We start from the raw sequence: 23604 nt of genomic DNA, 5'->3' as shown, positions 1-23604 counted from the left end.
TTATATCTCCTTATCTAGTTCTTTAAGTTTTGCAACTATATTTTCAAATTTCATAAGCCTAGATGCCTTTACAAGAAAAACATCTCCACGTCTTATGTTCTCCTCTACAAATTTAATGAGCTCATCAGAATCCAAAAATGATTTAAAATTTTCCTCATTGCCATATCCTTCAAGGTATGCTTCACCAAATTCACCTATTGTTAAAAGCTTATCTATATTATTTTCCTTTGCATATACACCGACATTTTTATGTGCCTCATGGGATTTTTCACCTAGTTCTCTCATGGTACCGAGTATTGCTATTCTCCTTTTTCCTTTAAGATTCTTAGTAACATCAATAGCAGCTCTCATAGAATCAGGACTTGCATTATAGGAATCATCTACTATGACAATATTATCTCCATTAACAATATCAAGCCTCATTGATGTAAGTTCAAGATTTAAAAGTCCCTTTTTTATTTCTTCATAAGTAAGTCCTAAGCTTCTAGCACATGCAATAGCCAACATGGCATTTTCCACATTATGTTTACCTGGCATTAAAAGTTTTATATTACTAAACTTCTGACCTTTCTCTTTTACACTAAAATTAGAGCTATTCTCATCTAAAACTAAATCACACGCGCTAAAATCTTTTTCATCCCTGATAGAAGTTTTAATTACATGAACATTATTAAGTTTTACAGTACTTAAAAGATCATTATCGCCATTTAAAATTAAGATATTATTATCCTTAAAGAAATCTATTATTTCGAGTTTTGCCTTCAATATATTCTCTCTGCTGTGAAGATTCTCAATATGTGATATCCCTATATTAGTTATCATAGCAATATCTGGCCTTGCAGCCTCAGCCATTCTGTGTATTTCATCAAAGTGACTCATTCCCATTTCAAGTACAGCAATATCATAAGTATTATTAAGTTCAAATATCATCAGTGGCAGTCCTATTTCGTTATTAAAATTTCCAGATGTTTTAAATACTTTAAACTTGCTTCTTAAAACAGATGCTGTAATATCTTTTGTAGATGTTTTTCCTGTTGAGCCAGTTATAGCAACTACCTTTATGTCAAGTGTACTTCTATAATATTCTGCTAAATTAAGAAGTGCCTTTTTTGTATCTTTAACCTGCACTATTGTTACATCATACTGCACTATAGAATCTTTTTCAAAAAGGACTTCATCTACAATACAAAAAGCTGCTCCATTTTCTACTGCTTTATGTATAAACTTATTACCATTAAAATTTTCACCTTTAATAGCTATAAAAACAGAACCTTTATTTAACTTTCTTGTATCGATACTTATATCATTGAATTTTTCTTTACTTCCACGTAGAATAACCTTGCCATCTACTGCTTTTACAATCTCATCAAATGTCAAATTTTCCAATTAAAACAGCTCCTTTATATATTCTGAAACTATTTCTCTTTCATCAAAATGAATAGTTTTGTCCTTTAGTATTTGATAATCTTCATGTCCCTTACCAGCTAATACTATAACATCGTCTTTTTGAGCCGTAAGAAGAGCCTTTTTTATTGCTTCTTTTCTATTTTCAACTATAACATAATTATCGTTTTTTATGCCTTTTACTATATCCTTAATTATTTCTCCCGGTTCTTCACTTCTAGGGTTATCTGATGTTATTATCGCAGTATCACTTAGCTTTGCTCCAATTTCACCCATAATCGGTCTTTTGGTCTTGTCTCTATCTCCTCCACATCCGAAAACAGCAATGAGTTTTCCACGTGTAAATTCTCTTGCAGCTTTAAGTACTTTTTCAAGTCCATCTGGAGTATGAGCATAATCTAAAACCACATCAAAAGGTACCTTTGAGCCATGAGTTACTATTTCACATCTCCCTGGAACACTTGAAAGATTTTTAAGTCCCTCCTTTACTTTTTCCATACTAATTCCTTCATTTAAGCACGCAGCAACACTTCCAAGCGCATTATACACATTATACTTACCTGGAATATTTATTTTAACATGTTCTTCTAATTTCTTATAGCATAAATCAAATTCTGTTCCTCTAGAACTCATTTTTAGATTTTCCGCTCTTAAATCAGCTTTTTCTGATAAACCATATGTAATCTTATTATTATTACAATCTTTAAGAACTCTTTCACCATATTTATCATCAATATTTATTATAGAATTTTTGCTATTCCTAAATAGTATCATTTTAGCTTGATAATAATTCTCAAAAGTTTTATGGAAATCAAGATGATCCCTTGTCAAATTTGTGAATATACCTTCTCTAAAATTAATTCCATAAACCCTATCAAGATACAAAGAATGAGATGAGACTTCCATTACACAATACTCAATTCCGCTATCCACCATATCCTTAAATAATTTTTGAAGTTCAAGAGATTCAGGTGTAGTTCTGTGGCTTTCAATTTTTTTATTCCCTATATAATTTGCAATTGTTCCTATAAGCCCAACTTTATATCCTGAACTTTCAAGCATAGACTTCATCATATATGTAGAAGTAGTTTTACCATTGGTACCTGTAATACCTATGAGCTTAAGTTTCTCTGTAGGATTACCATAAAAATTTGCTCCTAAAACTGCCATGGCCTTTCTTCCATCCTCTACTTTAATAACAGTACAATTAGGCATTTCCTCAGGTATTTTAGTACATACTATAGCAGCTGCCCCATTTTCTACAGCCTTATCTATAAATTTATGTCCATCACTTTTATAACCTTCAATACAAAAAAATAATCCCCCATCTTTTACTGCTCTGGAATCATAGTTTATGTTAGTTATTTCAGCATTTAAATCTCCACTTATAAGTTCATATTTAATATTATAAAGTATACTTTTTAATTTCATAAAATCACTCCTTTAGCACTTAACTATGAATTCAACTTCATATATAAAAATAATACAGACTAATTAAAATTAAGAATTAGAAATTAAAAATTAAGAATTGATGTGACTTTTTCTCCGTTCCACTATGAAAACTTTTAACCTTCTATTTCCACCAGTGTAAATGTTCTTCTATAAAATGTAGACTTCCCAGAGCAAAGCGGCGGAAAATCCTCCTATATTCTTAATTTTTAATTTTTCATTCTTAATTTTTGTTAGTCACTTATATCTCCAAGATTAATAGTTATAACTGTCCCCTTATTAACCTGCTTTCCTGCCTTAATACTCTGTTTTTCTACAACACCATCCCCTGTAATTTTAAAATCAAGTCCAAGACTTTTTAGTGTCTGTTCTACCTCTTGTCTACTGCACCCGATTAAATCCGGTACTATAACATCATTATTATTATAATTAGTACTATCACCTGTGTAAAGTACCACTTTTGTTCCTTCCTTTACAGTTATGCCAGGAATAGGTGTGGTATTCTCTACATATTCGCCTGCACCATCTATATCTGCTTCTATATTTAACTTTTTAAGTTCCTTAATTGCATCGTCCTTTTTCATGCCGCGTAAATTTGGAATAACAACGTCTTTAAGCATACTTTTAGCAGCATCAGAGCTGGATACATCTGGTTTCATACCTAAGTAATTAAATATTTCATTAAAAACTTTCTTTCCTACTGGTGCTGCAGTCTGAGCTGCATAATAATTAGATGGATCCGGTTCATCTATTGAAATCATAACTGTAACTTTAGGGTCATTTGACGGCGCCATGCCCACAAAAGAAGATATATACTTTCCATGTTCATAACCACCGCCATTGGGATTTGGCTTTTGTGCAGTACCGGTTTTTCCTGCAATATGATATCCAGCAATGAAAGCATTTTTACCTCCACCTTCTGATACTACCCTTTCGAGATAACCTCTAAGAGTGGCAGTCATACTTTCATCTAAAATCCTTTTTTTATTATAATCATTATACTCTTTATCTACAACTTGCTTATTATTATCTACATGGCTTATTTCTTTCATTACATGTGGTGTTATTAAATTTCCTCCATTTGCAACGCAATTAAGGGCCTGCATGTATTGAACCATGGAAACAGTATTTGACTGTCCAAAAGCTATTGTAGCTAAGTCCACAGGGCCTATTTTGCTGGTTGGCCTAATAATCCCTCTTGCTTCTCCTGGAAGATCTATACCTGTTTTTTTACCAAAGCCAAATTTATTTATATAATTATTGAGATTCTCAGCTCCAATTTTTTGTCCAAGTTCAGCAAATCCTACATTGCATGAGTTTTTAAGTATATCCGGAAAAGTTTCCTCTCCATGCCCTGTTCTTTTCCAGCAGTGAATAGTTCTCTTAGCTATAGTAATACTGCCTGGACAGTTAAATTTATCATTTTCATGTACAATTCCAAGACTCATGGCTGTACTAGCAGTTACTACTTTAAATATAGAACCTGGTTCAAACGCATCGCTTACTGCTCTATTTCTCCAGCTTCTCTGGAGCTCGTCATAACTTTTACTTTTATCCCAGGGATCATTTAAATCATAATCAGGCTTATTCGCCATAGCAAGTATTTCTCCGTTTTTGGGATTCATTATTACTATAGAAACAGCTTTTGCCTTATTATTTATCAAAGCTTCTTGAGCATATTTCTCCGCAAAATACTGCATGTTTTTGTCTATAGTAAGCACTACATCCTTGCCATCCAATGGTTTTGAATATTCAGAAATTGTATAAGGCAAATTAGCACTATTCTTATCTATTTCAGCTTTCCTCACACCAGGTTTGCCCTTTAAATATTTATCATATTCAAGTTCTACTCCAGTAAGCCCATTACCATCCGAATTTGTATGTCCTAAGACCTGTGACAAAAAGTTGCCATATGGATAATATCTTTTTGTATCTGGCGACACCATTATACCCTTTACATTTATAGCTAAGACTTTATCCGTACGGCTTTTATCTACTCTTCTTGCAAGTATAGCAGATCCCATAGGTCTACCATCTTTAAATTTTTTATTAAGTTGTTTTTCTACATCCTTCTTTTCCATACCAAGTGCTTTTGAGAGCTTATCTGCTAGTTCATTCATCTTCATATTTTTTTCAGCAAGAGAATTTTTTATAGTGTTTAAATCTAAATCGACTCTATAAACATTACCGCTGATAGCAAACTCTTGACCATTTCTATCAAGTACTCTTCCTCTTTTAGCTGAAATTTTTACTTCACTTGTCCACTGTTCTTGTGCCATTTTTTTGTATTTTGTAGATTTTACAACCATAACACTAAAAAGTTTATAAAAAAGCAGTGCAATGACAAAAGTTAAAACTACAAATACAATAAAAATTCTATTTCTAATAGTAGCTTTATCAACCAATATTCTTTTTGGCAACCAAAGATACCTCCATTAAAAGAGCTTACTTTCTATAAAATCCAAAACACCTTTCTTACTTGTATCTTTAGTATTTCCACTATAATTAACACTATTCTTATGTAAATCTACACGCACAGCATTATTTTTATCTGGTTGAATCATATGTAAATCGCCTGTAGCCTTTTGAGTTAAATCATCTATATTCTCAGATTTAAAAATTTGCAGCCTCAAATCATCATTTTGATCCTGCATGACGTTTGACTCATTTTGAATAGATGCTAACTTATTTTGAAGTGAATAAATCTCTGAATATCTAAGCAAAATAACAAACCCAAATATAAAAATAGCAGCTATGCCCAAAATAATCCTTACTTGTTTTTTCATTTTAATATTTTTTCTATGAAGTTCCATTTCTCTTTTTCTTCTCTTATAGTTTTCCCTTTCTTTTATATATTCCTCTTCTGACCTCTCCGGAACTAATACTGTATTACCTTTAATCTCAAACTCTTTATCCATTATTATCACTTTATTCACCTCATTCCAATATTATAACTTTGAGCTAAATATAACTCATTAAAATTCTAACATTGTACCTTATAAAATATTCCTGCAAGAGAGGTTCGAGCTATATATAACGTATTAAAATTCTAACATTGTAGCTTATAAAATATTCCTGCAAAAGAGGTTCGACCTTAGAATCTTTTATAAGATAGAATGTTATTAGAATTTATATGTTATATTTAGAATCTTTTATAAGGTAGAATGTATTAGAATTTGTGTGTTATATATAAATTTTTTCTGCCACTCTGAGCTTAGCGCTCCTACTTCGTGGATTATATTCAAGTTCTTCGCTGGAAGCTTCTATTGGTTTTCTAGTTATTATCTTTATCTTAGGTTTTTTTCCACATACACATATAGGTATCTCTTTTGGACAGGTACATGGATTTTGCAGCTGCCTGTATTTATTCTTAATAATTCTATCTTCAAGTGAATGAAATGTTATTATACAAATTCTTCCTCCGGCTTTCAATTTATCAACTGAATCCTCTACAGTTTCATTTAATATCTGAAGTTCCTTATTCACTTCTATTCTTATGGCCTGAAATGTTCTTTTAGCCGGATGAGGACCTTGTCTTCTAAATTTTGCAGGAACTGCCGCCTTTATTATTTCGACAAGTTCAAAAGTTGTCTTTATAGCATTTTCCTGTCTTCTTTCTGCAATAAATTTAGCTATACGCTTTGCAAACCTTTCCTCTCCATAGTCCCTTATTACATGATAAAGCTTTTCTTCATCGTAACCATTTACAACATCAAAAGCGGAAAAATCACTATCTCTATTCATTCTCATATCAAGAGGTGCATCGTGCATATAACTAAAACCTCTTGAAGGTTCGTCAAGCTGATATGATGAAACTCCTAAATCGGCTAATACTCCATCCACCTTATCTATTTTAAGTTCTTCTAATATGTTTTTTATGTTGTGAAAATTATCATGCACAGGTATAAAATTTTCATAATCCTTAAGTCTTTCACCTGCTGCTTTAAGTGCATCCTTATCCTGATCTATACCTATAAGCTTTCCATCTTTTGAAAGTTTCTTTAGTATTTCAAGTGAATGACCTCCGCCGCCAAGGGTGCAGTCAACGTAAATTCCATCTTCTTTTATATTAAGCTGTCCTATAGTTTCATTTAAAAGTACAGGGACATGACTAAATTCCATAATTTATTCTCCTTTTGTATTCCAATTATATTCCAAGTTCACTCATCTTTTCTGCAATCTCATCCATATCCACACTTGCTTCATTGTATTCTAACCATTTTTCTTTGCTCCATATTTCTATTCTAGTGGATACTCCAATACTTATAATTTCCTTATTAATAGATGCATATTCAATTAAATTTTGCGGCACAAGAACTCTTCCATGTTTATCTAAACCTACTTCATTAGCTCCTGAAAAAAAGAATCTAACAAAAGCTCTTGCATTATGGTTTGTAAGTGGGAGTTTTTTTAATTTTTCTTCAAGTACCTTCCATTCGCTAAGTGTATACACATAAAGACATCCATCTAAACCCTTGGTTATAATAAATTTTTCTCCAAGCTCTTCTCTAAATTTAGAAGGAATAATTATTCTATTTTTTGTATCTATGGCATGACTATACTCACCTATAAACACATTCTCTACCCCTTTATGTATTTTTTGTACCACTCCGTACCACTTTAAACCACTTTTAATATAATTCTATATTAACATTAAAATTCCTCCTTTTTAAAGCAATAATTTTAAATGTTTTAAACTTTTTTTTAAAAAAACTGTATTCTTGAATAAATAACCAGCTTAGAGTATAATTTAAAGGAAATCTTATATTAATTTTAGAAGGGATGTACATAATAGATGAGATTGGGAATTGTAGGTTTACCAAATGTAGGTAAAAGTACTTTATTTAACGCAATAACAAAGGCAGGAGCAGAATCTGCAAACTATCCTTTTTGTACCATAGAACCTAACGTAGGAGTTGTATCTGTTCCTGATAAGAGACTTGATGTCCTTGAAAAAATGTATAACTCAAAAAAGAAGGTTCATACAAGCATAGAATTTTATGATATAGCAGGTCTTGTTAAAGGAGCAAGTAAAGGTGAAGGTCTTGGAAATAAATTCTTATCACATATAAGAGAATCTGCTGCTATAGTTCACGTTGTAAGATGTTTTAAAGATGATAACATTGTACACGTTGATGGAAGTGTTGATCCTATACGTGATATTGAAACTATTAACCTTGAACTTATATTTTCAGATCTTGAAGTTCTTGAAAAAAGACTTGAAAAGACTATTAAAACAGCACGTTCTGGTGATAAAAAGTCAAAAGCCGAACTTACTATACTTGAAAAGTTAAAGGCACATCTTGAAGCTGGTAAATGTGTAAGAACTCTTGAATTCACAGAAGATGAAGCTGAATTCGTAAAAAGTCTTTTTCTCTTAACCTCTAAGCCTGTACTTTATGCTGCCAACATATCAGAAGATGATGTATTATCAGGGAATGTTGAAAATGATATGGTTAAATCAGTAGAAGAATACGCTAAGAAAGAACATTCTGAGGTTATTCCTATTTGTGCAAGTCTTGAAGAACAGCTTTCTGCTCTAGAAGAAGATGAAGAAAAGGAAATGCTTTCAGAATACGGATTAGAAAGTTCAGGATTAGATAGACTTATTCAGAGTAGTTACAAACTTTTAGGTCTTATGAGTTTCTTAACTGCAGGACCGGAAGAAGTAAGAGCATGGACTATAAAGCAGGGAACTAAGGCGCCTAAAGCAGCTGGTAAAATACATACAGATATTGAGAGAGGTTTCATACGTGCCGAAATTGTATCTTATGATGATTTAGTTAAATGTGGTTCAGAAGCTGCCGCAAAAGAAAAGGGTCTTTATAGGCTTGAAGGAAAAGATTATATAATGCAGGAAGGCGACGTAGTATTCTTTAGATTTAATGTATAATTTTAAATAAACATAAAAGAATATTTGAGAAGTACACAAAAAACTAAGAGCAAAGGATACATTTTCACTTTTAATCCTTCCGCTCTTAGTTTTAATCTTATAAAATGCAGCTATTTTTTTAATGATTTCTTTCCTTACTAGCTCCATATTTTTTCATCTCTAAACTTGATTTTTTTAGCATATCCTCCCAATTTGTATCCATTAATATTTTTACTGCATCTTTAATATTCGTCATTGTATATACTGAAAAATCACCTTCAATAATTGATTTTTCCAAATCATAATTTAATATAATATTATCTTGATTATTTTGTGGAATTACAACTGCGTAATTACTTTTACTATTGTATAATCTAGAAATTTCATAAAATCCCTCTATTTTTTCATTTACTCCACCAATAGGCTGCACTTCACCAAACTGATTTATAGAACCTGTAACTGCTATATTCTGCTTTATAGGTATTTTAGAAAGTGCAGAAAGTATACTTACTATTTCTGCAACGGAAGCACTATCCCCTTCAAGTTTTCCATATATCTGTTCAAAGCATACATGAAAATCTACAGGTATTTTATTGTATCCTCCAAATATTTCATTCATAAGTCCTTTTAATATACTAATTGATTTAGAATGTATACTTCCGCTTAAAGAATTCTCCTTTTGAATATCAACTATATTTCCGCTTCCTCTTGAGCAAGTACATGTTATTCTTATTGGTTTGCCTAATTCTGCATAGCCTAAACTTATAACTGATAAACCATTTATCTGTCCAATTCTACTACCAGAAAAATTCATTAATATCTTTTTTTCTACATAGTTTTCATTTATCTCTTCCTCAATAATACTTTTCTTATATATTACATTTCTTATATTATCATCAGTTATGCATTTCTCACCATTTTTATCTGCGTTATAACAGCATAGAGTCAATATTTTTTTCAGTTTATTTGGTGAAATTAAAAGCTTATTTTTACTGCCAGCCAATCTAGATAAATACTTATATATCTCCTTAAGCGCAGCTGAAGATATATTATTATTTCTCTTACATTTTATAAATTTATATACTTCATTTTCAATATACTTTATAATAGCTTCATTAATTTCCACAACTGGATTATATTCAGCTCTCACCTTAAATAATTCCCTAAAGTCTTCATCTAAGCTATATAATAAATTATAAGTTTCATAATCACCAACTAATATAATTTTCACACTTATATCCACAGGCTTAGGCTTTAAAGTATTCAAAGATATAACTTCAAAATGCTCTCTGCCATAATTAGGTCTAATCTTTCCACTTAAAAGTACCTTTTTTAAGTAATAGTAAGAAGTTGGTCTTTCAAGTATATCTTTAGCTCTAATTATTAAACAACCATCATTTGCTTTTAATAAAGAACCTGCTTTTATTAATCTCACATCGGCATCATAGCTACCATCATGATTCACATATTCAATGTTTCCAAAAAGATTAGAAGGACATGGATCATCTTCGTAAATAACTGTAGGTTTTGTGTTTTCACTATTATCTACTATTACATTAACATGATATTTAAGAAGTATTTTTACTATTTTTTCTGAATCCTTCTCATAATTTGAACTATAATTTTCTATCATCATTTTTTTTATATCATTAAAAACCTTATAAATATATACCACTGCCTCAGGAATACCTTCAAAGCAATTCATAAAATTATACTTATTTTCTTTGGTTTCACTTTCAATATATTTCCTTAAGCATTCCTTTAAATCACTTATTTCATTTTCCTCTATATTTTTTAAATTTGTAAATATAACCTTAGTACTTTCCTTAAGCTGTTTCATATTTTTTAGTATTTCTTCTCTTTCTACTTCATCTATATTATCATATTCTCCTTCAGTAAGCGGCTCACCATCTTTAAGCGGCACAAAATTAAATCCACCATCTGACGGCTTCAAATCAAACCCCTTTTCTTCTGCTTCTTTTACTATTTTATTTATTATTTTCTTTTTTCCATTTTGTGCTTTTTCTAATATTACATCACGTTCTTCAACTTCGAGGCCGTTATAGAATTTATATATTATATCTTTATATAGCTTCTTTATTTCCTCTACACATTCAAAAAGCTTTTTACCATATCCATTATTTATAACCATACTTTCAGGTTCATTTTTATTTTTTCCTGTAACATAACATATATCTTTAGGACTATTTTTTCTACTTAAAACATCATTTATATAACTTTTAATATTATTTATCACATCAACATTAGGATCATCTATTAAATAAATATTGTACCCCTTATCATTTATATTAAGGCCTTTTTCTATTAAGTCATATAGTTTATCATAAGCATTAAATTTAGAAGTTCTTTTATTAGTTAAATCGATATTATAAACAAGCTCTTCAGGAGTTAATTTTTTAACCATAATATATCCCTCCTTTATATTATTATTCTTAAAGTACTATTTTAGGAACATTTTTTTTAGTAAGCTTATATTTTACATTCACAAATATTTGAACCTATGCTATAATAAACGAGAATAACATATGTACTTTTAAAACCAACATAAAGGAGTTATTAATATGAGTTTTAAAGAAAAAATTTCTCAATCTTATGCAAAAAGTTTTCTAAAAAAATACGGAGACAGATTAACAAATATTCAAGGTAATGTAATTTCAGTAAAAGTTGAACGAAAAACCTTTTTATGGTTTATCAATAAAATAGTTGCAACCATTATTGTAAAACCAGATAGAAGTAAATCTGTAGTAAAATGTGTATATAAAAGAAGACGTTTTTTTAAAAAACCAGATTTCATGAACATATATCAGGGTAACCTTGTAATAGTTCAAGGTCTTAAACCTAATAAAAATTCTAAAAAGAATAAAAAATCTAGTGATGCTGTAGAAATCATGAACATACGAAATTTAAGCACAAAATGTGATTTAGTCCCTGTTGATGACGGAGGAGTAAAAGTTTCTAGAAAAATTCAAAGGATAAAATAAAAATCAACACTTAAGCTTTTAAATATGGCTTAAGTGTTTTTTATTTAAAAAATGTTCTTCTTTATTACTCTAAAATATGTTTTATTTATTATGATATAAATATATGCTATTTATAAGAGATATGAAACCTGAGAAAAACAAAACTATTATCCACTGTAATATGCTCAGTGCAGTTGTATGAAAAACCACTTCCAGAAAAGGAATATATACAACACATAAAAGCATTGTTACAGATATACTTACTGCCCCTAAAAGATACATATTAGTAAAGATTTTTATTTCAAATATAGAATGTTTCTCAGAACGACATTCAAAAACATGTATTAACTGAGACATAATCAAAGTACCAAGTGCCATAGTTCTACTTACCTTTAATCCAAAATTCAAATACAAGCCAACTAGAAATGACAAAATGGTGCAAATTCCTATAAGACAGCCTCTTATAATTATCTTTTCACTAAGTCCCCTTGAAAAAATCCCTTCTTTTTTATCTCTTGGTTTATCATCCATAATATCATCATCTGGTGGATCAAGACCTAAAGCTAATGCCGGGAGACCATCTGTAGCCAAATTTACAAGCAGTATCTGTATAGGCAAAAGTGGCGTTTCAAGATTAAAAATAGAAGATAAGAACATAGTCAAAACTTCTCCTAAATTACATGACAAGAGATATCTAATGAATTTTCTTATATTATTGTATATAACTCTTCCTTCTTCTACAGCCGCTACAATAGTTGCAAAATTATCATCTAAAAGTATCATAGATGAAGCCTCTTTTGTAACATCAGTACCTGAAATTCCCATAGCTATACCTATATCAGCTTCTTTAATTGCAGGAGCATCATTAACGCCATCTCCTGTCATGGCAACGACCTTATTTTTTTTCTTAAATGCACGTACAATTTTAAGTTTATGTTCAGGGCTTACTCTAGCAAAAACTCTTGTCTTATCAGTTCTCTTAACAAGTTCATTTTCGCTTATCTTATCAAGCTCTTCTCCGCTTATAACCTCTGACAAATCAGAACATATGTTTAAATCCTTAGCTATGGCAAAAGCTGTATTTTTGTGATCCCCTGTTATCATTACTGGAGTTATACCTGCAGTTCTACATTTAAGTACAGCATCCTTAACTTCAGCTCTTGGAGGATCAATCATGCCAGCAATGCCTAAAAAAATCATGTCATCTTCTTTGCTTAAATTTTCATCCTTATAAGCACAAGCAATACATCTCAGAGCCTTTTTAGACATATTATCAAGAGCCATATTTACTTTAGATTTATATGTTGAAGTAAATAATTCTATTTTATTATTCAAGTATATATATTTACACTTAAGTATTACCCTCTCGGGTGCTCCCTTTAAGTAACATCTAATACCATTTCTGCTTTTGCTTGTTACCTTCATCATTTTTGTCTTAGAATCAAAAGGTACTTCATTCATTCTTTTTTCAAGCGAAATAAAGTTTTTAAGTTTTGAAGTGTCCTTAAAAAATGCTCTTATTAATGCCGTTTCTGTTGGATCACCAAAAAGACATTTGTCTATATTATTTCCCTTAAAATCATAATCACAATCATTACAGTATACAAAAGCCTTTCTCAAAGCATCAAACTTATTTTCATCATAAATATCTCTTTCATAAATTTGATCATTAAAATACATGGCTTTTACCGTCATTTTATTTTGAGTCAAAGTTCCTGTTTTATCACTACATATTATAGATGTACACCCAAGGGTTTCTACTGCTGGAAGTTTCCTAACAAGTGCATTCCTTTTTAACATCCTTGAAACCCCTATAGCTAAAGCTACTGTAACTATTGCTGGAAGTCCTTCAGGAATGGCTGCAACAGCAAGACTTACACCCAAAAGAAACATCTCATACTTGTCCTCTCCTCGCAGTATTCCAAGTACAGTTACAACTACACATATTACTATACATATTACAACTAAAATTTTTCCAAGTGATGCTAGTTTTTCTTTAAGAGGTGTTTTCTCTTGTTCTATATTATCAAGCATGTTAGCTATTTTACCCATTTCTGTAGCCATGCCAGTTTTAATAACCCTTGCCTGACACTTTCCTGTGAGAACTATTGTGCCCATATATAGATTGCTTTCTCTGTTGTCTTTTGAAACGCCTGCTGATTCACCAGTAAGTAAAGATTCATCCACCATCATATTTATACCTTCAATCAAGATACAATCTGCTGGAATTCTGTCACCAGTATCTAAAACCACTAAATCTCCTGGAACTAAAAGTGATGCATCAATTATCTTTATACTTCCATTTCTTATTACTTTTGATGTTGGCGCTGTAAGTTTTTTTAATGCCTCAAGAGATTTCTCAGTCTTAAACTCTTGTACAAAACCGAGTACTGCATTCATAACTACAATTATAATTATAGTTATGGCATCTGCTTTTTCCCCCATAAACCCAGATATAATTGTTGCTGCTATGAGTACCCATATGATTACATCATTGAACTGAGATAAGAATATCTGAGCTGGAGAAATTTTTTTACCCTTTTGTATTGTATTATATCCATATTTTTTCTGACGTCTTTTAACCTCTTCTTCTGACAAACCACTAGCTGCCCTATTTTCATTAATCAATTTATCACCCCACATTGTGAACTATATATACTTATACTACTTTTACAATTTATGCTTATAACTATGAGAATTATGCCGCTAATACTTTACAATTTACAATTTAAATTATAAAATATATAAAGATTAAGATTTACATATTTAAAAATGAAGGGATGTTTAGAAATGGAAGATATAATTTATATAACGGGACACAAAAATCCAGATACTGATTCAATATGTTCAGCAATAGCATATTCAGAACTTAAAAATAAATTAGGAGCTAAAACAGTGCCAGCAAGACTTGGCGATGTAAGCCGTGAAACAGGATTTGCTCTAAATTATTTTAAAGCTGATGCTCCAAAATTAATGAAAGACTTTCCAAAAGATCAAAATGTAATATTAGTTGACCACAATGAAAAATCTCAATCAATAGATAATTTAGAAGATGTGCATTTACTTGAAATAGTAGACCATCATAGAATAGCAGATATTCAAACAAGCTATCCTATATTTTTTAGAAATGAACCCGTAGGATGCTCAAGTACAATAATTGGAACTATGTATTTTGAAAATGGAATAGAACCTTCAAAAAAAGCTGCTGGTCTTATGTGCTCTGCAATAATATCAGATACACTTTTATTTAGGTCTCCAACTACTACTCCAAAAGACAAAGAAGTACTTAAAAAGTTAGCTAAAATAGCAGATATAGATCCAGAAAAATATGCTTCAGAAATGTTTAAAGCAGGAACTTCTCTTAAAGGAAAAACTGTAGAAGAAATCTTCAATAGTGATTACAAGATATTTAACCTTGGTGATAAAAAAGTAGGTGTTTCTCAAGTTACCACTATGGACATAGAAGGTTTTGATGAATACAAAAAAGATATGCTTAATTACATGAATAAAAAGGTAGAAGCTGAGAACTTTGACGTTTTACTTTTACTTTTAACTGATATTATAAAAGAAGGTTCTTTGTTTATAGCTGCCGGTAAAGAAACAGCTATTGTAAACAAAGCTTTCAACGTAGAACTTGAAGATAATTCCGTTTATGTTCCTGGAATATTATCAAGAAAGAAACAGGTAATACCACCTATAACTTCTGTTATAGAATCTAAATAAAAATAAGAAAGTGTGTGCAGTGATTTTTTAATCATTACATGCACTTCTTTTTTTACCTAAAACAAGCAATTAAGCTAACATTATATGTAAAACACAACTAATAAACTATTTGCATCATATTTATATACCTGTAATTAAATCAAGTTATAGATATATGATTGTTAAAATATACTTAGAGTACTAAAATTGAAGTAGCAGTGTTTTGGAACGATTTAAAAAAATTCTAATAAATCCAGGTAAAAAAATCGTAAAATATTTAGATATTTCAATTGTCTGAGCATTTTTTCAGCGAGTTATTGAAATATCTTAGTATTTTACGATTTTTTCACCTTGGATTTATAGAATTTTTTCAATGTTCCAGAGCACTGCTACTTCAATTCTATCGTCTCAAATTATTTACAAGTCCCCACATACTGTCTGCCGTTTGTACACTCTTTGAACTCATTTCTAATGCTCTTTGAGCTACTATCATATCAGTTATCTCTGTTCCAAGATCAACATTAGAACCTTCAAGACATCCCTGCTCTATCTGTGAATCATTTCTTTGAAAGACTTGAACACCATCTGCCGGAACAAATAAATTATCTCCTGCAGATACCATAGAGTCGTCTCCAACAGCATCATAAATATTTATCTTACCTACACTTGTATAGTTGCCTGAAGCATCATCTTTTACACTTAATATGCCATCACGTGATACAGTAAAATTATCGTTAGTAAGATGAACTGTATTAGGGTCAACACTATAGTCTACATCGAGCATATTACCATTTCCATCAGTTAACTTTCCATCAGCATTTATTTGAAAATTTCCATTTCTCTCATAAGCCTCAGAACCATCATAAGTAGTTACTCTAAAATATCCTTTTCCATTAATACAAAAATCAGTATTAACTCCAGTATTATTTACGGGACCCTGATTTTTATCTCTTAACCAGTTATCAGCTTTAACTCCGGAACCAACATAACGATTCTTATCATTATTAGTAACTGGTACCCCATTTCTATTCAGTGTTTCATATAGCAAATCACTAAATCCAACATCTTCTGACTTATAACCTGTAGTGCTCATATTAGCTATGTTATTTGATATAGCATCAAGTTTCTCCTGTTCTGCAGCCATACCACTTATGCCGTTCCACATAATCCTAAACATATATTTTCACCTCTCCTAAAAACATGTAATCATCAAACCTTTCCAACATCATTGGCTGCTTTTCCAACCGTTGAATCAATATCTTGAACCATCTTCTGATTACTTTCAAATTCCCTCATTGTAGTCATCATATCAGTTATTCCCTGCATTACATTTACATTTGATCCTTCGAGTGCCTTATTTTCTACTCTTACTCCAGAATTCATTATAGGGTTGTCTCCCTGATATAAATTGTCTCCAACTTTTTTCAAAGTATTATAGTCATTAAAATCAGCCAATTCCAATGAATATTGTGGTACTCCATTTACACTAAGCGTTCCATAACCATCACATGTAATATCTCCATCACCTATTTTAATTGGCTCCTGAGCATTTGTTGCAATGTTTTTTCCCATAACATAGTCACCAGCATCATCCATAAGATATCCATCCATATTTACATGAAAATGACCATTCCTAGTATAATAATTTTGTCCATCCTTATTAACTGTAAAAAAACCTCTACCCTCTATGGCGAAATCAGTATCCTTATCTGTACTTTTTATCTCACCACCAGTAAAATCAGTAGAAGTTTCATCTACCTTAGAGCCTAAATTTAAATACCCCAAAATCGTTCTTTCAGGTACTCCATTTTCTTTATTTGAATAATTTTGTATAAGAACATCTTCAAAAGATTGTGAATGTAAATCGTCACTTTTAAAACCTACTGTATCCATATTCGCTAAATTATTACTTATAACATCTTGTTTAGCTTCCTGAACAATCATTCCACTTATAGCAGTGTAAAGTCCCCTTACCATAATATATCACTTCCTCATTTACTATTTACTTTCATGTCCGATGGATATTTCATACCATAAGAATATGCTTTACTTTCAATTTGGGCTTTAGACATAGTATTATCTATCTTTACAGTATACATAAAAATTGATGCCAAAACCATACCTATCCCAATCCCAAAAAGGATCTTTCTATCACAGATAATACACAAAAATGATTTTAATTTGTATATAACTTTTGAATTAATAATACTTCCCCCTTACCTAAATTGAGCTTTTCTGATATATCATCCACTGAATAACCATCTTGAAACATCTTTTTAACCTTACTTACTTTTGCACTCTGAATATTATTGTTATCGTCTTTTACGTTCAAATCTTTACGCTCTAAGTCTTTATGTATATTGCTTTTACTCACTAGAATATCATTTTTCTTTTCTAAATATTCTACTTTCTTATTATCGCCCAATTCTGCTTCTTTTTTATATGTATCAATATTATATTTAAGTTCTTGTATTTCCTGCTGCATTTCAAGAATAGTTTCTGCAAACTCTTTTCGTATTGTGCCAATCTTTAAATCATAATCTTTAGTATTCTTTAGCTGATTTTCAAAATTCGAATCAAAAGAATCATCATTTTTTACTGCTTTTAAATTTATACAAATAAGTATAATTCCTATAATTATTAAAATAACACCTGACATTTCATCAACCCCAAATTAATCGTATTTTAATGTTTTTAGCGCCCTTCGTAAATGCATTATAGCTCTTGTATGCAGCTGACAAACCCTTGATTCAGATACATTTAATATATTTCCTATCTGCTTTAATGTTAATCCCTCATAATAATATAATGACAAAACCATATTATCTTTATCATTTAATATTTCTAACGCTTTTGCTAGATACTCAATTTCTTCTTTTTCTTCAAAACTTTTCTCAGGGCTTGGACTCTTTTTATCCTCTATAGTACCAAGAAGAGGCATGTCATCATCTTCTGAAAATATTAAATCTTCAAGCGATACAACAGATATGTAATTAATATAACCTTCAATTTCTGCAATATCCTTAAGCTTAATACCCATGCTGCTAGCAATTTCACTTTCCGTAGGTTCTCTTGATAATTGCTTTTGTAATTTTTCTAACGTAAGATTATATTTATTAAGCTTATCCATTGCCCCTTTAGAAATAGGACTATTTTTCCTAAGCTCATCAATCATAGCTCCTTTTATCCTTATAGATGAATAAGTTGAAAATTTCATTCCTTTACTTTTGTCAAACTTACTTAAAGCATCCATGAGACCTATCATACCATAACCTACCAAATCTTCATACTCAATATATTTACTCTTACCAAGTATTACCCTAGAAGCAATATATTTAACAAGAGGTATATATTTCTTTATTATTATTTCTTTATCATCTATAATTCCATCTATGGCCATATAAAAATCCTCCCTAAATTTTTTTCATGCGTTCTCTCATTATATCAAAAGTATAAGCTATTATGTGTTCCCTCTCCTTATCATCAATATCATAAAATTGAAGTCCACATATATATTCGCCCTTTGCCTCAATTATTGTTCTTACACAAGTACTTACTAAAAATATCTTTTCCTTTTTTAGAGGCATATTAATAAAAATCACATCACCGACTTTAGATTTTTCTTTGATTCTTATCTTAAGTCCACCACCACTTATATCAAGAAGAATAGCATCTAAAAGTTCGTCCGAATGCTTTTTCAAATTTTCGATTTCATTTTTTATTTGGCTTCTATCTAAAACTTTATACTTTATTTTTTCAACTAATTCAACCCTAAAATTTTTTCTTCTCTGAACCCTTTTTATATCTTCATCATTAGGTTTAGTTATTAATATCATACTTATAGTATCTTTTTTCCTACCAATAACAGTGGATATAAATGAATAAACCTTTTTATTATTATAACAAATTATCTCTGCCATATCACCTTTATAAGGCGCTGCATAAACTCCATTTGATACTGGAAGACTTATGGCAATATACTCTTCAGTTATTTCTTGAATATTACTTTTATAAATCCCATTCTCCAATAAAACTTCACACTTGTCATTAATACTTACAATACTACTATCACTCATAACCACAGCTCCTTACGAAAAAATCTTAAATATTTTCTTAAATAGCCCCTCAATTCCAAGACCATTCTTACCATTAGTTGTTCCTATAAGTTTATTAGCTATGTATTTAATATCTCTAGAAGCATCACAATTTGGACTCTGTAAAACAAAAGGATTTTGATTTCTAACTGCCTTAAGCAATTTTGAATCCTCCGAAATACTACCTAAAAATTCAGTATCTGATTTTAGAAATTTTCTTGCCACATTTTCAAACTTATTGTAAGTATCAATACCTTCATTACTATCAATTACTCTATTTATAACTACTTTAGCGGTTTTCTTTATATTAAAATGAGTAACAGCCTTGAATAAACTATATGCATCCATCAATGAAGTAGGTTCCGGTGTAGTAACTATTATAAGTTCTGAACAACATGAAATAAATCCCAAAACATTTCTATTTACTCCTGCACCAGTATCCATTATTATATAATCCAAGTTTTCCATACGTGAAAGCTTTCCAATAAAATTATTAATTTGCTTATTGCTTAGTTCTTTAATTCTAGTTATACCAGATCCTCCAGCCAAAAGTTTAACTCCAAATGGGCCATTTAAAACAACATCCTCTATTTCCATATTGTTATATATAACATCAAATACATTATATTTCGCTGAACATCCAAGAAGAACATCATCATTTCCCATACCAACATCTGCATCAAATATCAAAACTTTTTTCCCCATTTTCTGAAGCGTTATTGACAAATTAACTACAAAATTACTCTTACCAACCCCTCCTTTTCCTGATGTAACAGTAATTATTACAGGCCCTTTTATAGAATTTTCATCGATATTTTTTTTTGCAGCCATAGTTCTCAATCTTTCAGCCTGATCTAACATACATTATCCTCTCCTAATATCAAGCTACTTAATTCTGCTAATTTTAACTTTTTTATATCATCAGGAACATTTTGACCTGTCGTAACGTAACTCACAGGTTTATCTGCATATTTTAAAATATTAACAATTGAACCATAAGTTGTAGTCTCATCAAGTTTAGTAATTATAACATTGTGAAATTTAAGCTGCTTATACCCATCAATTATTGATTCTATATCCTTATTTTTAGTAGTACAACTTATAACAAGGTTTATATTTGAACTATGAGTATTATTGATAAAAGCTCTAAGTTCTGATATTTGCATTTTATTTTTACTGCTTCTACCCGTTGTATCTACTAAAATTATATCACACTCTTGCATACTTTTGATAGCCTCATTCATTTCTTTTAAAGTTAAAACTATTTTAAAAGGAAGATTCATAATATCAGCGTATGTTTTAAGCTGTTCTACAGCTCCTATTCTATATGTATCAACAGTTATAAGCCCAACTTTTTTCTTGTCTACTAAAGAAAACTTTCCAGCCAATTTTGCAATAGTCGTTGTTTTACCAACACCAGTAGGTCCTACAAACGTAATTACACCCTTTTCCTCTAAACTAGAAGTTTGTATATTATTTTCTAGTGCTCTTCTAAATTTCACATTCTCACTTGCATCTGAAGAATCACTCTTAAAACTTCCAACTATTTCTTCTATATACTTAGGATTTACATCAGCTTCTTCAAGCTTTAACTCCAATTCTGTCTTTTCTTTAACACTATTGCCTAAAGAAATATTTCCTATAAGTTTTTTCATTTCTTGCATTTCTTTTAGTATTTTTTCTTCACCTTTATTACTAGACTCTACTTTCTCCTTTGCAATATTTTGTTCTCTCTGAATTTTTTCTGATTCTGCATGTTTTTTCATAGCCCTTTTTAAAGCTTCCACACTCTCATTTACATTTGAATCATTATTTTCAGTACTTACATAATTTCTTTCTTTAATTTTAGATTTATTTGAATTTTCAACCGCTGCCGTAACTTCTATGACTTTCTTAGAAAAAAATCCGGCAATACCAGGTTTTCTTACTTTCATTTGACTTATTATTACAGCATCACTACCAAGTTCACGTTTTATTTTTGATAAGGCTTCATTCATACTATTTACAATATACTTTTTTATCACCATTATAAATTTACAACTCCTTCGGTTTTTATCTGCACATCGTTAGGAATTTCATTTAATGAAAGAACAGCAACATTTGAAAATACCATTTCTGTAAGTTTTCTAAATGCTGGTCTTATCTTTGGTGAAACTAAAATAGCCGGTTGATTATCATTAAAGTTAACAGAATCGATAACTTGCTTTATAGACTTTAAAATATTATTTGTAATATCCGGCGCAATTGCTGGAAAAGAACCCTGAACTGATGATTTTTGAATATTCTTTGCAATAATGCTTTCAACTTCAGGTGCTAAAGTTGCAACTGTAATACTATTATTCTCATCAACAAGATTACTGCAAATTGTCCTTCCAAGTGCCATTCTAACATATTCTGTTAAAAGTTCAGTGTCCTTTGTTTCTCTAGAATTATCAGCCAAGCATTCCATTATCGTCACCATATCTTTAATTGGTATTTTTTCCTTAAGAAGACTTTGTAATACTTTTTGAAGTTCACCTACAGTCATTAAATCAGGTATAAGCTCTTCAACTACAGCAGAATATTTCTCTTTCATTGAATCCACAATATTCTTTACTTCCTGTCTGCCTAAAAGCTCATAAGAATGATCCTTAACAGTTTCAGTCAAATGAGTTATCATTACCGTTGTAGGATCAACAACTGTAAGCCCTCTTATTTCAGCATCTTCTCTTTGATCTTTGTTAATCCACATAGCAGGAAGCCCAAATGTAGGTTCTACCGTTTTTATTCCCTTTATATCTGAATTTTCATTCATAGGATCCATACATAAAAGCATATTAGGCATAAGTTCTCCCTTTGCAACAATTGTTCCCCTTATTTTAACAACATATTCATTGGTTTTAAGCTGCAAATTATCTCGTATTCTTATTGGTTGTACAACTATTCCCATTTCTATAGCACACTGTCTTCTAACAGATGCAATTCTCTGAAGTAAATCTCCCCCAGAATTTTCATCAGCAAGAGGAATTAGACCATAACCTATTTCTATTTCCATAGCTTCTACCGAAATCAAATTCATTACATTTTCAGGCTCTCTCTTTTCCTTTTCAATAATCTTGTTATTTTCATTCTGCTGTTCCATCATTTTCTGTGACGCATCATCTTTAAATAGAAGATATGCAGAAACACCTGACGCAATTGCAAGAATTAGAAATACAAAATGCGGAAATCCTGGAACTATAGCTAAAGTAGCTAATACAAATGAAGTAAGTGCGAGAACCTTAGGAAAAGCTGTTATTTGCCCAATAAGATTGTTTCCAAGGCTACTACCATCTTTAGATCTTGTAACAAGTATACCAGTTGCAACAGAAATCAAAAGTGCAGGTATTTGACTTACAAGTCCATCACCTATTGTAAGTATTGTATACTGCTGTGCTGCCTGAGCAACAGTTAACTTACGCATTACAACACCCATTATCATTCCACCTATAATATTTATAACACATATTATAAGAGAAGATACAGCATCACCTTTTACGAACTTTGAAGCACCATCCATAGATCCAAAAAAATCTGCCTCAAGCTGCAAATCATTTCTTTTTTTCTTTGCCTCATCCTCTGTAATAAGACCTGAATTTAAATCAGCATCTATAGTCATCTGTTTTCCCGGCATAGCATCCAAAGTAAATCTAGCTGCAACCTCTGCAACTCTTCCTGTACCACTTGTTATAACTACAAACTGCACTATTACTATTATAAGAAAGATTATTACACCAACAACATAATTTCCGCCAACAACGAAATTACCAAATGCATTTATTATGTTTCCAGCATCACCATCAAGTAAAATACGTCTTGTAGATGATACATTAAGTGCCACTCTAAAAAGTGTTGTTATAAGTAATAACGTTGGAAATACAGAAAATTGAAGTACACTTGTATTAAACATTGTTATAAGAATTATAGTTACTGACAATGTTATATTAAAAGCAATTAAAAAGTCTATTGCTGTAGCTGGCAATGGAATAATCATCATAAGAACTATTGCAACAACAGCAAGGGAAACTATTAAATCCATATTACCTTTTATATTGAATTTTAATTTCTTACCCTCTTCCAAAAT

20 protein-coding genes are annotated in these 23604 nt (G+C 30.7%); 3 read left to right on the top strand and 17 right to left on the bottom strand.

Translation table 11 applies throughout. From position 1 onward, the window contains the following. The 6 genes from BEE63_RS18290 to mraZ all read right to left on the bottom strand — a co-directional run bounded on the left by BEE63_RS18290 (position 1) and on the right by mraZ (position 7429). The gene (locus BEE63_RS18290) at positions 1-1386 is read right to left on the bottom strand and encodes a UDP-N-acetylmuramoyl-tripeptide--D-alanyl-D-alanine ligase (RefSeq protein ID WP_066022749.1); all 1386 of its coding nucleotides are present in this window, start codon (positions 1384-1386) and stop codon (positions 1-3) included. Continuing rightward, complete coding sequence (locus tag BEE63_RS18285; protein WP_066022748.1) at positions 1387-2835, bottom strand: UDP-N-acetylmuramoyl-L-alanyl-D-glutamate--2,6-diaminopimelate ligase; 1449 nt, start codon at positions 2833-2835, stop codon at positions 1387-1389. It lies immediately after the preceding gene. 251 nt (positions 2836-3086) lie between these two features. After that, entirely contained in the window at positions 3087-5273 is a 2187-nt protein-coding gene (locus tag BEE63_RS18280) for a stage V sporulation protein D (protein WP_066022747.1), read from the bottom strand. A 15-nt stretch (positions 5274-5288) separates the two neighbouring features. Continuing rightward, positions 5289-5771 carry a hypothetical protein gene (locus BEE63_RS18275; protein ID WP_242874941.1) on the bottom strand — a complete coding sequence of 161 codons (483 nt, stop codon included), beginning with the start codon at positions 5769-5771 and terminating at the stop codon, positions 5289-5291. Between the two features lie 265 nt (positions 5772-6036). Beyond that, the gene (rsmH, locus tag BEE63_RS18270; protein ID WP_066022745.1) at positions 6037-6975 is read right to left on the bottom strand and encodes a 16S rRNA (cytosine(1402)-N(4))-methyltransferase RsmH; all 939 of its coding nucleotides are present in this window, start codon (positions 6973-6975) and stop codon (positions 6037-6039) included. A 25-nt stretch (positions 6976-7000) separates the two neighbouring features. After that, positions 7001-7429: a division/cell wall cluster transcriptional repressor MraZ gene (gene mraZ, locus BEE63_RS18265; RefSeq protein ID WP_066022744.1), complete on the bottom strand. Its 429-nt coding sequence runs from the start codon at positions 7427-7429 to the stop codon at positions 7001-7003. A 219-nt stretch (positions 7430-7648) separates the two neighbouring features. Here mraZ and ychF point away from each other — a divergent pair, with 219 nt between their 5' ends. After that, the gene (gene ychF, locus BEE63_RS18260) at positions 7649-8746 is read left to right on the top strand and encodes a redox-regulated ATPase YchF (RefSeq protein ID WP_066022743.1); all 1098 of its coding nucleotides are present in this window, start codon (positions 7649-7651) and stop codon (positions 8744-8746) included. Positions 8747-8864: 118 nt separating this feature from the next. On the opposite strand, the gene BEE63_RS18255 is transcribed toward ychF, so the two are convergent. Then, the gene (locus BEE63_RS18255) at positions 8865-11150 is read right to left on the bottom strand and encodes an AAA family ATPase (RefSeq protein ID WP_066022742.1); all 2286 of its coding nucleotides are present in this window, start codon (positions 11148-11150) and stop codon (positions 8865-8867) included. Between the two features lie 157 nt (positions 11151-11307). On the opposite strand from BEE63_RS18255, the gene BEE63_RS18250 reads away from it, so the two are divergent. Beyond that, entirely contained in the window at positions 11308-11727 is a 420-nt protein-coding gene (locus BEE63_RS18250) for a hypothetical protein (protein ID WP_066022741.1), read from the top strand. An 81-nt stretch (positions 11728-11808) separates the two neighbouring features. Here the strand turns inward: BEE63_RS18250 and BEE63_RS18245 are convergent, their stop codons facing one another. After that, on the bottom strand, positions 11809-14334 hold the full coding sequence (locus tag BEE63_RS18245) for a calcium-translocating P-type ATPase, PMCA-type (RefSeq protein ID WP_066022740.1): 2526 nt from the start codon (positions 14332-14334) through the stop codon (positions 11809-11811). Positions 14335-14496: 162 nt separating this feature from the next. Here BEE63_RS18245 and BEE63_RS18240 point away from each other — a divergent pair, with 162 nt between their 5' ends. Continuing rightward, positions 14497-15429, top strand: coding sequence for a putative manganese-dependent inorganic diphosphatase (locus tag BEE63_RS18240; RefSeq protein WP_066022739.1), 933 nt, complete (start codon positions 14497-14499; stop codon positions 15427-15429). A gap of 379 nt (positions 15430-15808) precedes the next feature. Here the strand turns inward: BEE63_RS18240 and BEE63_RS18235 are convergent, their stop codons facing one another. The 9 genes from BEE63_RS18235 to flhA form a co-directional block, all read right to left on the bottom strand. Further along, positions 15809-16585 carry a flagellar hook-basal body complex protein gene (locus BEE63_RS18235; protein WP_066022738.1) on the bottom strand — a complete coding sequence of 259 codons (777 nt, stop codon included), beginning with the start codon at positions 16583-16585 and terminating at the stop codon, positions 15809-15811. Between the two features lie 32 nt (positions 16586-16617). Next, positions 16618-17385, bottom strand: coding sequence for a flagellar basal-body rod protein FlgG (locus BEE63_RS18230; protein WP_066022737.1), 768 nt, complete (start codon positions 17383-17385; stop codon positions 16618-16620). A gap of 14 nt (positions 17386-17399) precedes the next feature. Then, positions 17400-17522 carry a hypothetical protein gene (locus BEE63_RS22355; protein ID WP_278286438.1) on the bottom strand — a complete coding sequence of 41 codons (123 nt, stop codon included), beginning with the start codon at positions 17520-17522 and terminating at the stop codon, positions 17400-17402. A gap of 62 nt (positions 17523-17584) precedes the next feature. Then, entirely contained in the window at positions 17585-18067 is a 483-nt protein-coding gene (locus tag BEE63_RS18225) for a DUF6115 domain-containing protein (protein ID WP_066022736.1), read from the bottom strand. A gap of 15 nt (positions 18068-18082) precedes the next feature. After that, positions 18083-18808, bottom strand: a complete 726-nt coding sequence (locus BEE63_RS18220; RefSeq protein ID WP_066022735.1) for a FliA/WhiG family RNA polymerase sigma factor — start codon at positions 18806-18808, stop codon at positions 18083-18085. 13 nt (positions 18809-18821) lie between these two features. After that, positions 18822-19484, bottom strand: coding sequence for a flagellar brake protein (locus tag BEE63_RS18215; RefSeq protein ID WP_066022734.1), 663 nt, complete (start codon positions 19482-19484; stop codon positions 18822-18824). A 12-nt stretch (positions 19485-19496) separates the two neighbouring features. Further along, positions 19497-20363 carry a MinD/ParA family protein gene (locus BEE63_RS18210; protein ID WP_066022733.1) on the bottom strand — a complete coding sequence of 289 codons (867 nt, stop codon included), beginning with the start codon at positions 20361-20363 and terminating at the stop codon, positions 19497-19499. After that, positions 20357-21529 carry a flagellar biosynthesis protein FlhF gene (gene flhF, locus BEE63_RS18205; protein WP_066022732.1) on the bottom strand — a complete coding sequence of 391 codons (1173 nt, stop codon included), beginning with the start codon at positions 21527-21529 and terminating at the stop codon, positions 20357-20359. Before flhF ends, BEE63_RS18210 begins: the two co-directional genes overlap by 7 nt. Further along, positions 21529-23601 carry a flagellar biosynthesis protein FlhA gene (gene flhA / locus BEE63_RS18200; protein WP_081312667.1) on the bottom strand — a complete coding sequence of 691 codons (2073 nt, stop codon included), beginning with the start codon at positions 23599-23601 and terminating at the stop codon, positions 21529-21531. Before flhA ends, flhF begins: the two co-directional genes overlap by 1 nt. Positions 23602-23604 lie beyond the last annotated feature (3 nt).

It is taken from the genome of Clostridium pasteurianum, from assembly GCF_001705235.1.
GTDB lineage: Bacteria > Bacillota > Clostridia > Clostridiales > Clostridiaceae > Clostridium_S > Clostridium_S pasteurianum_A.
Note: the sequence above shows the minus strand (reverse complement) of the source record. Positions and strands in the feature narration are given on the sequence as shown.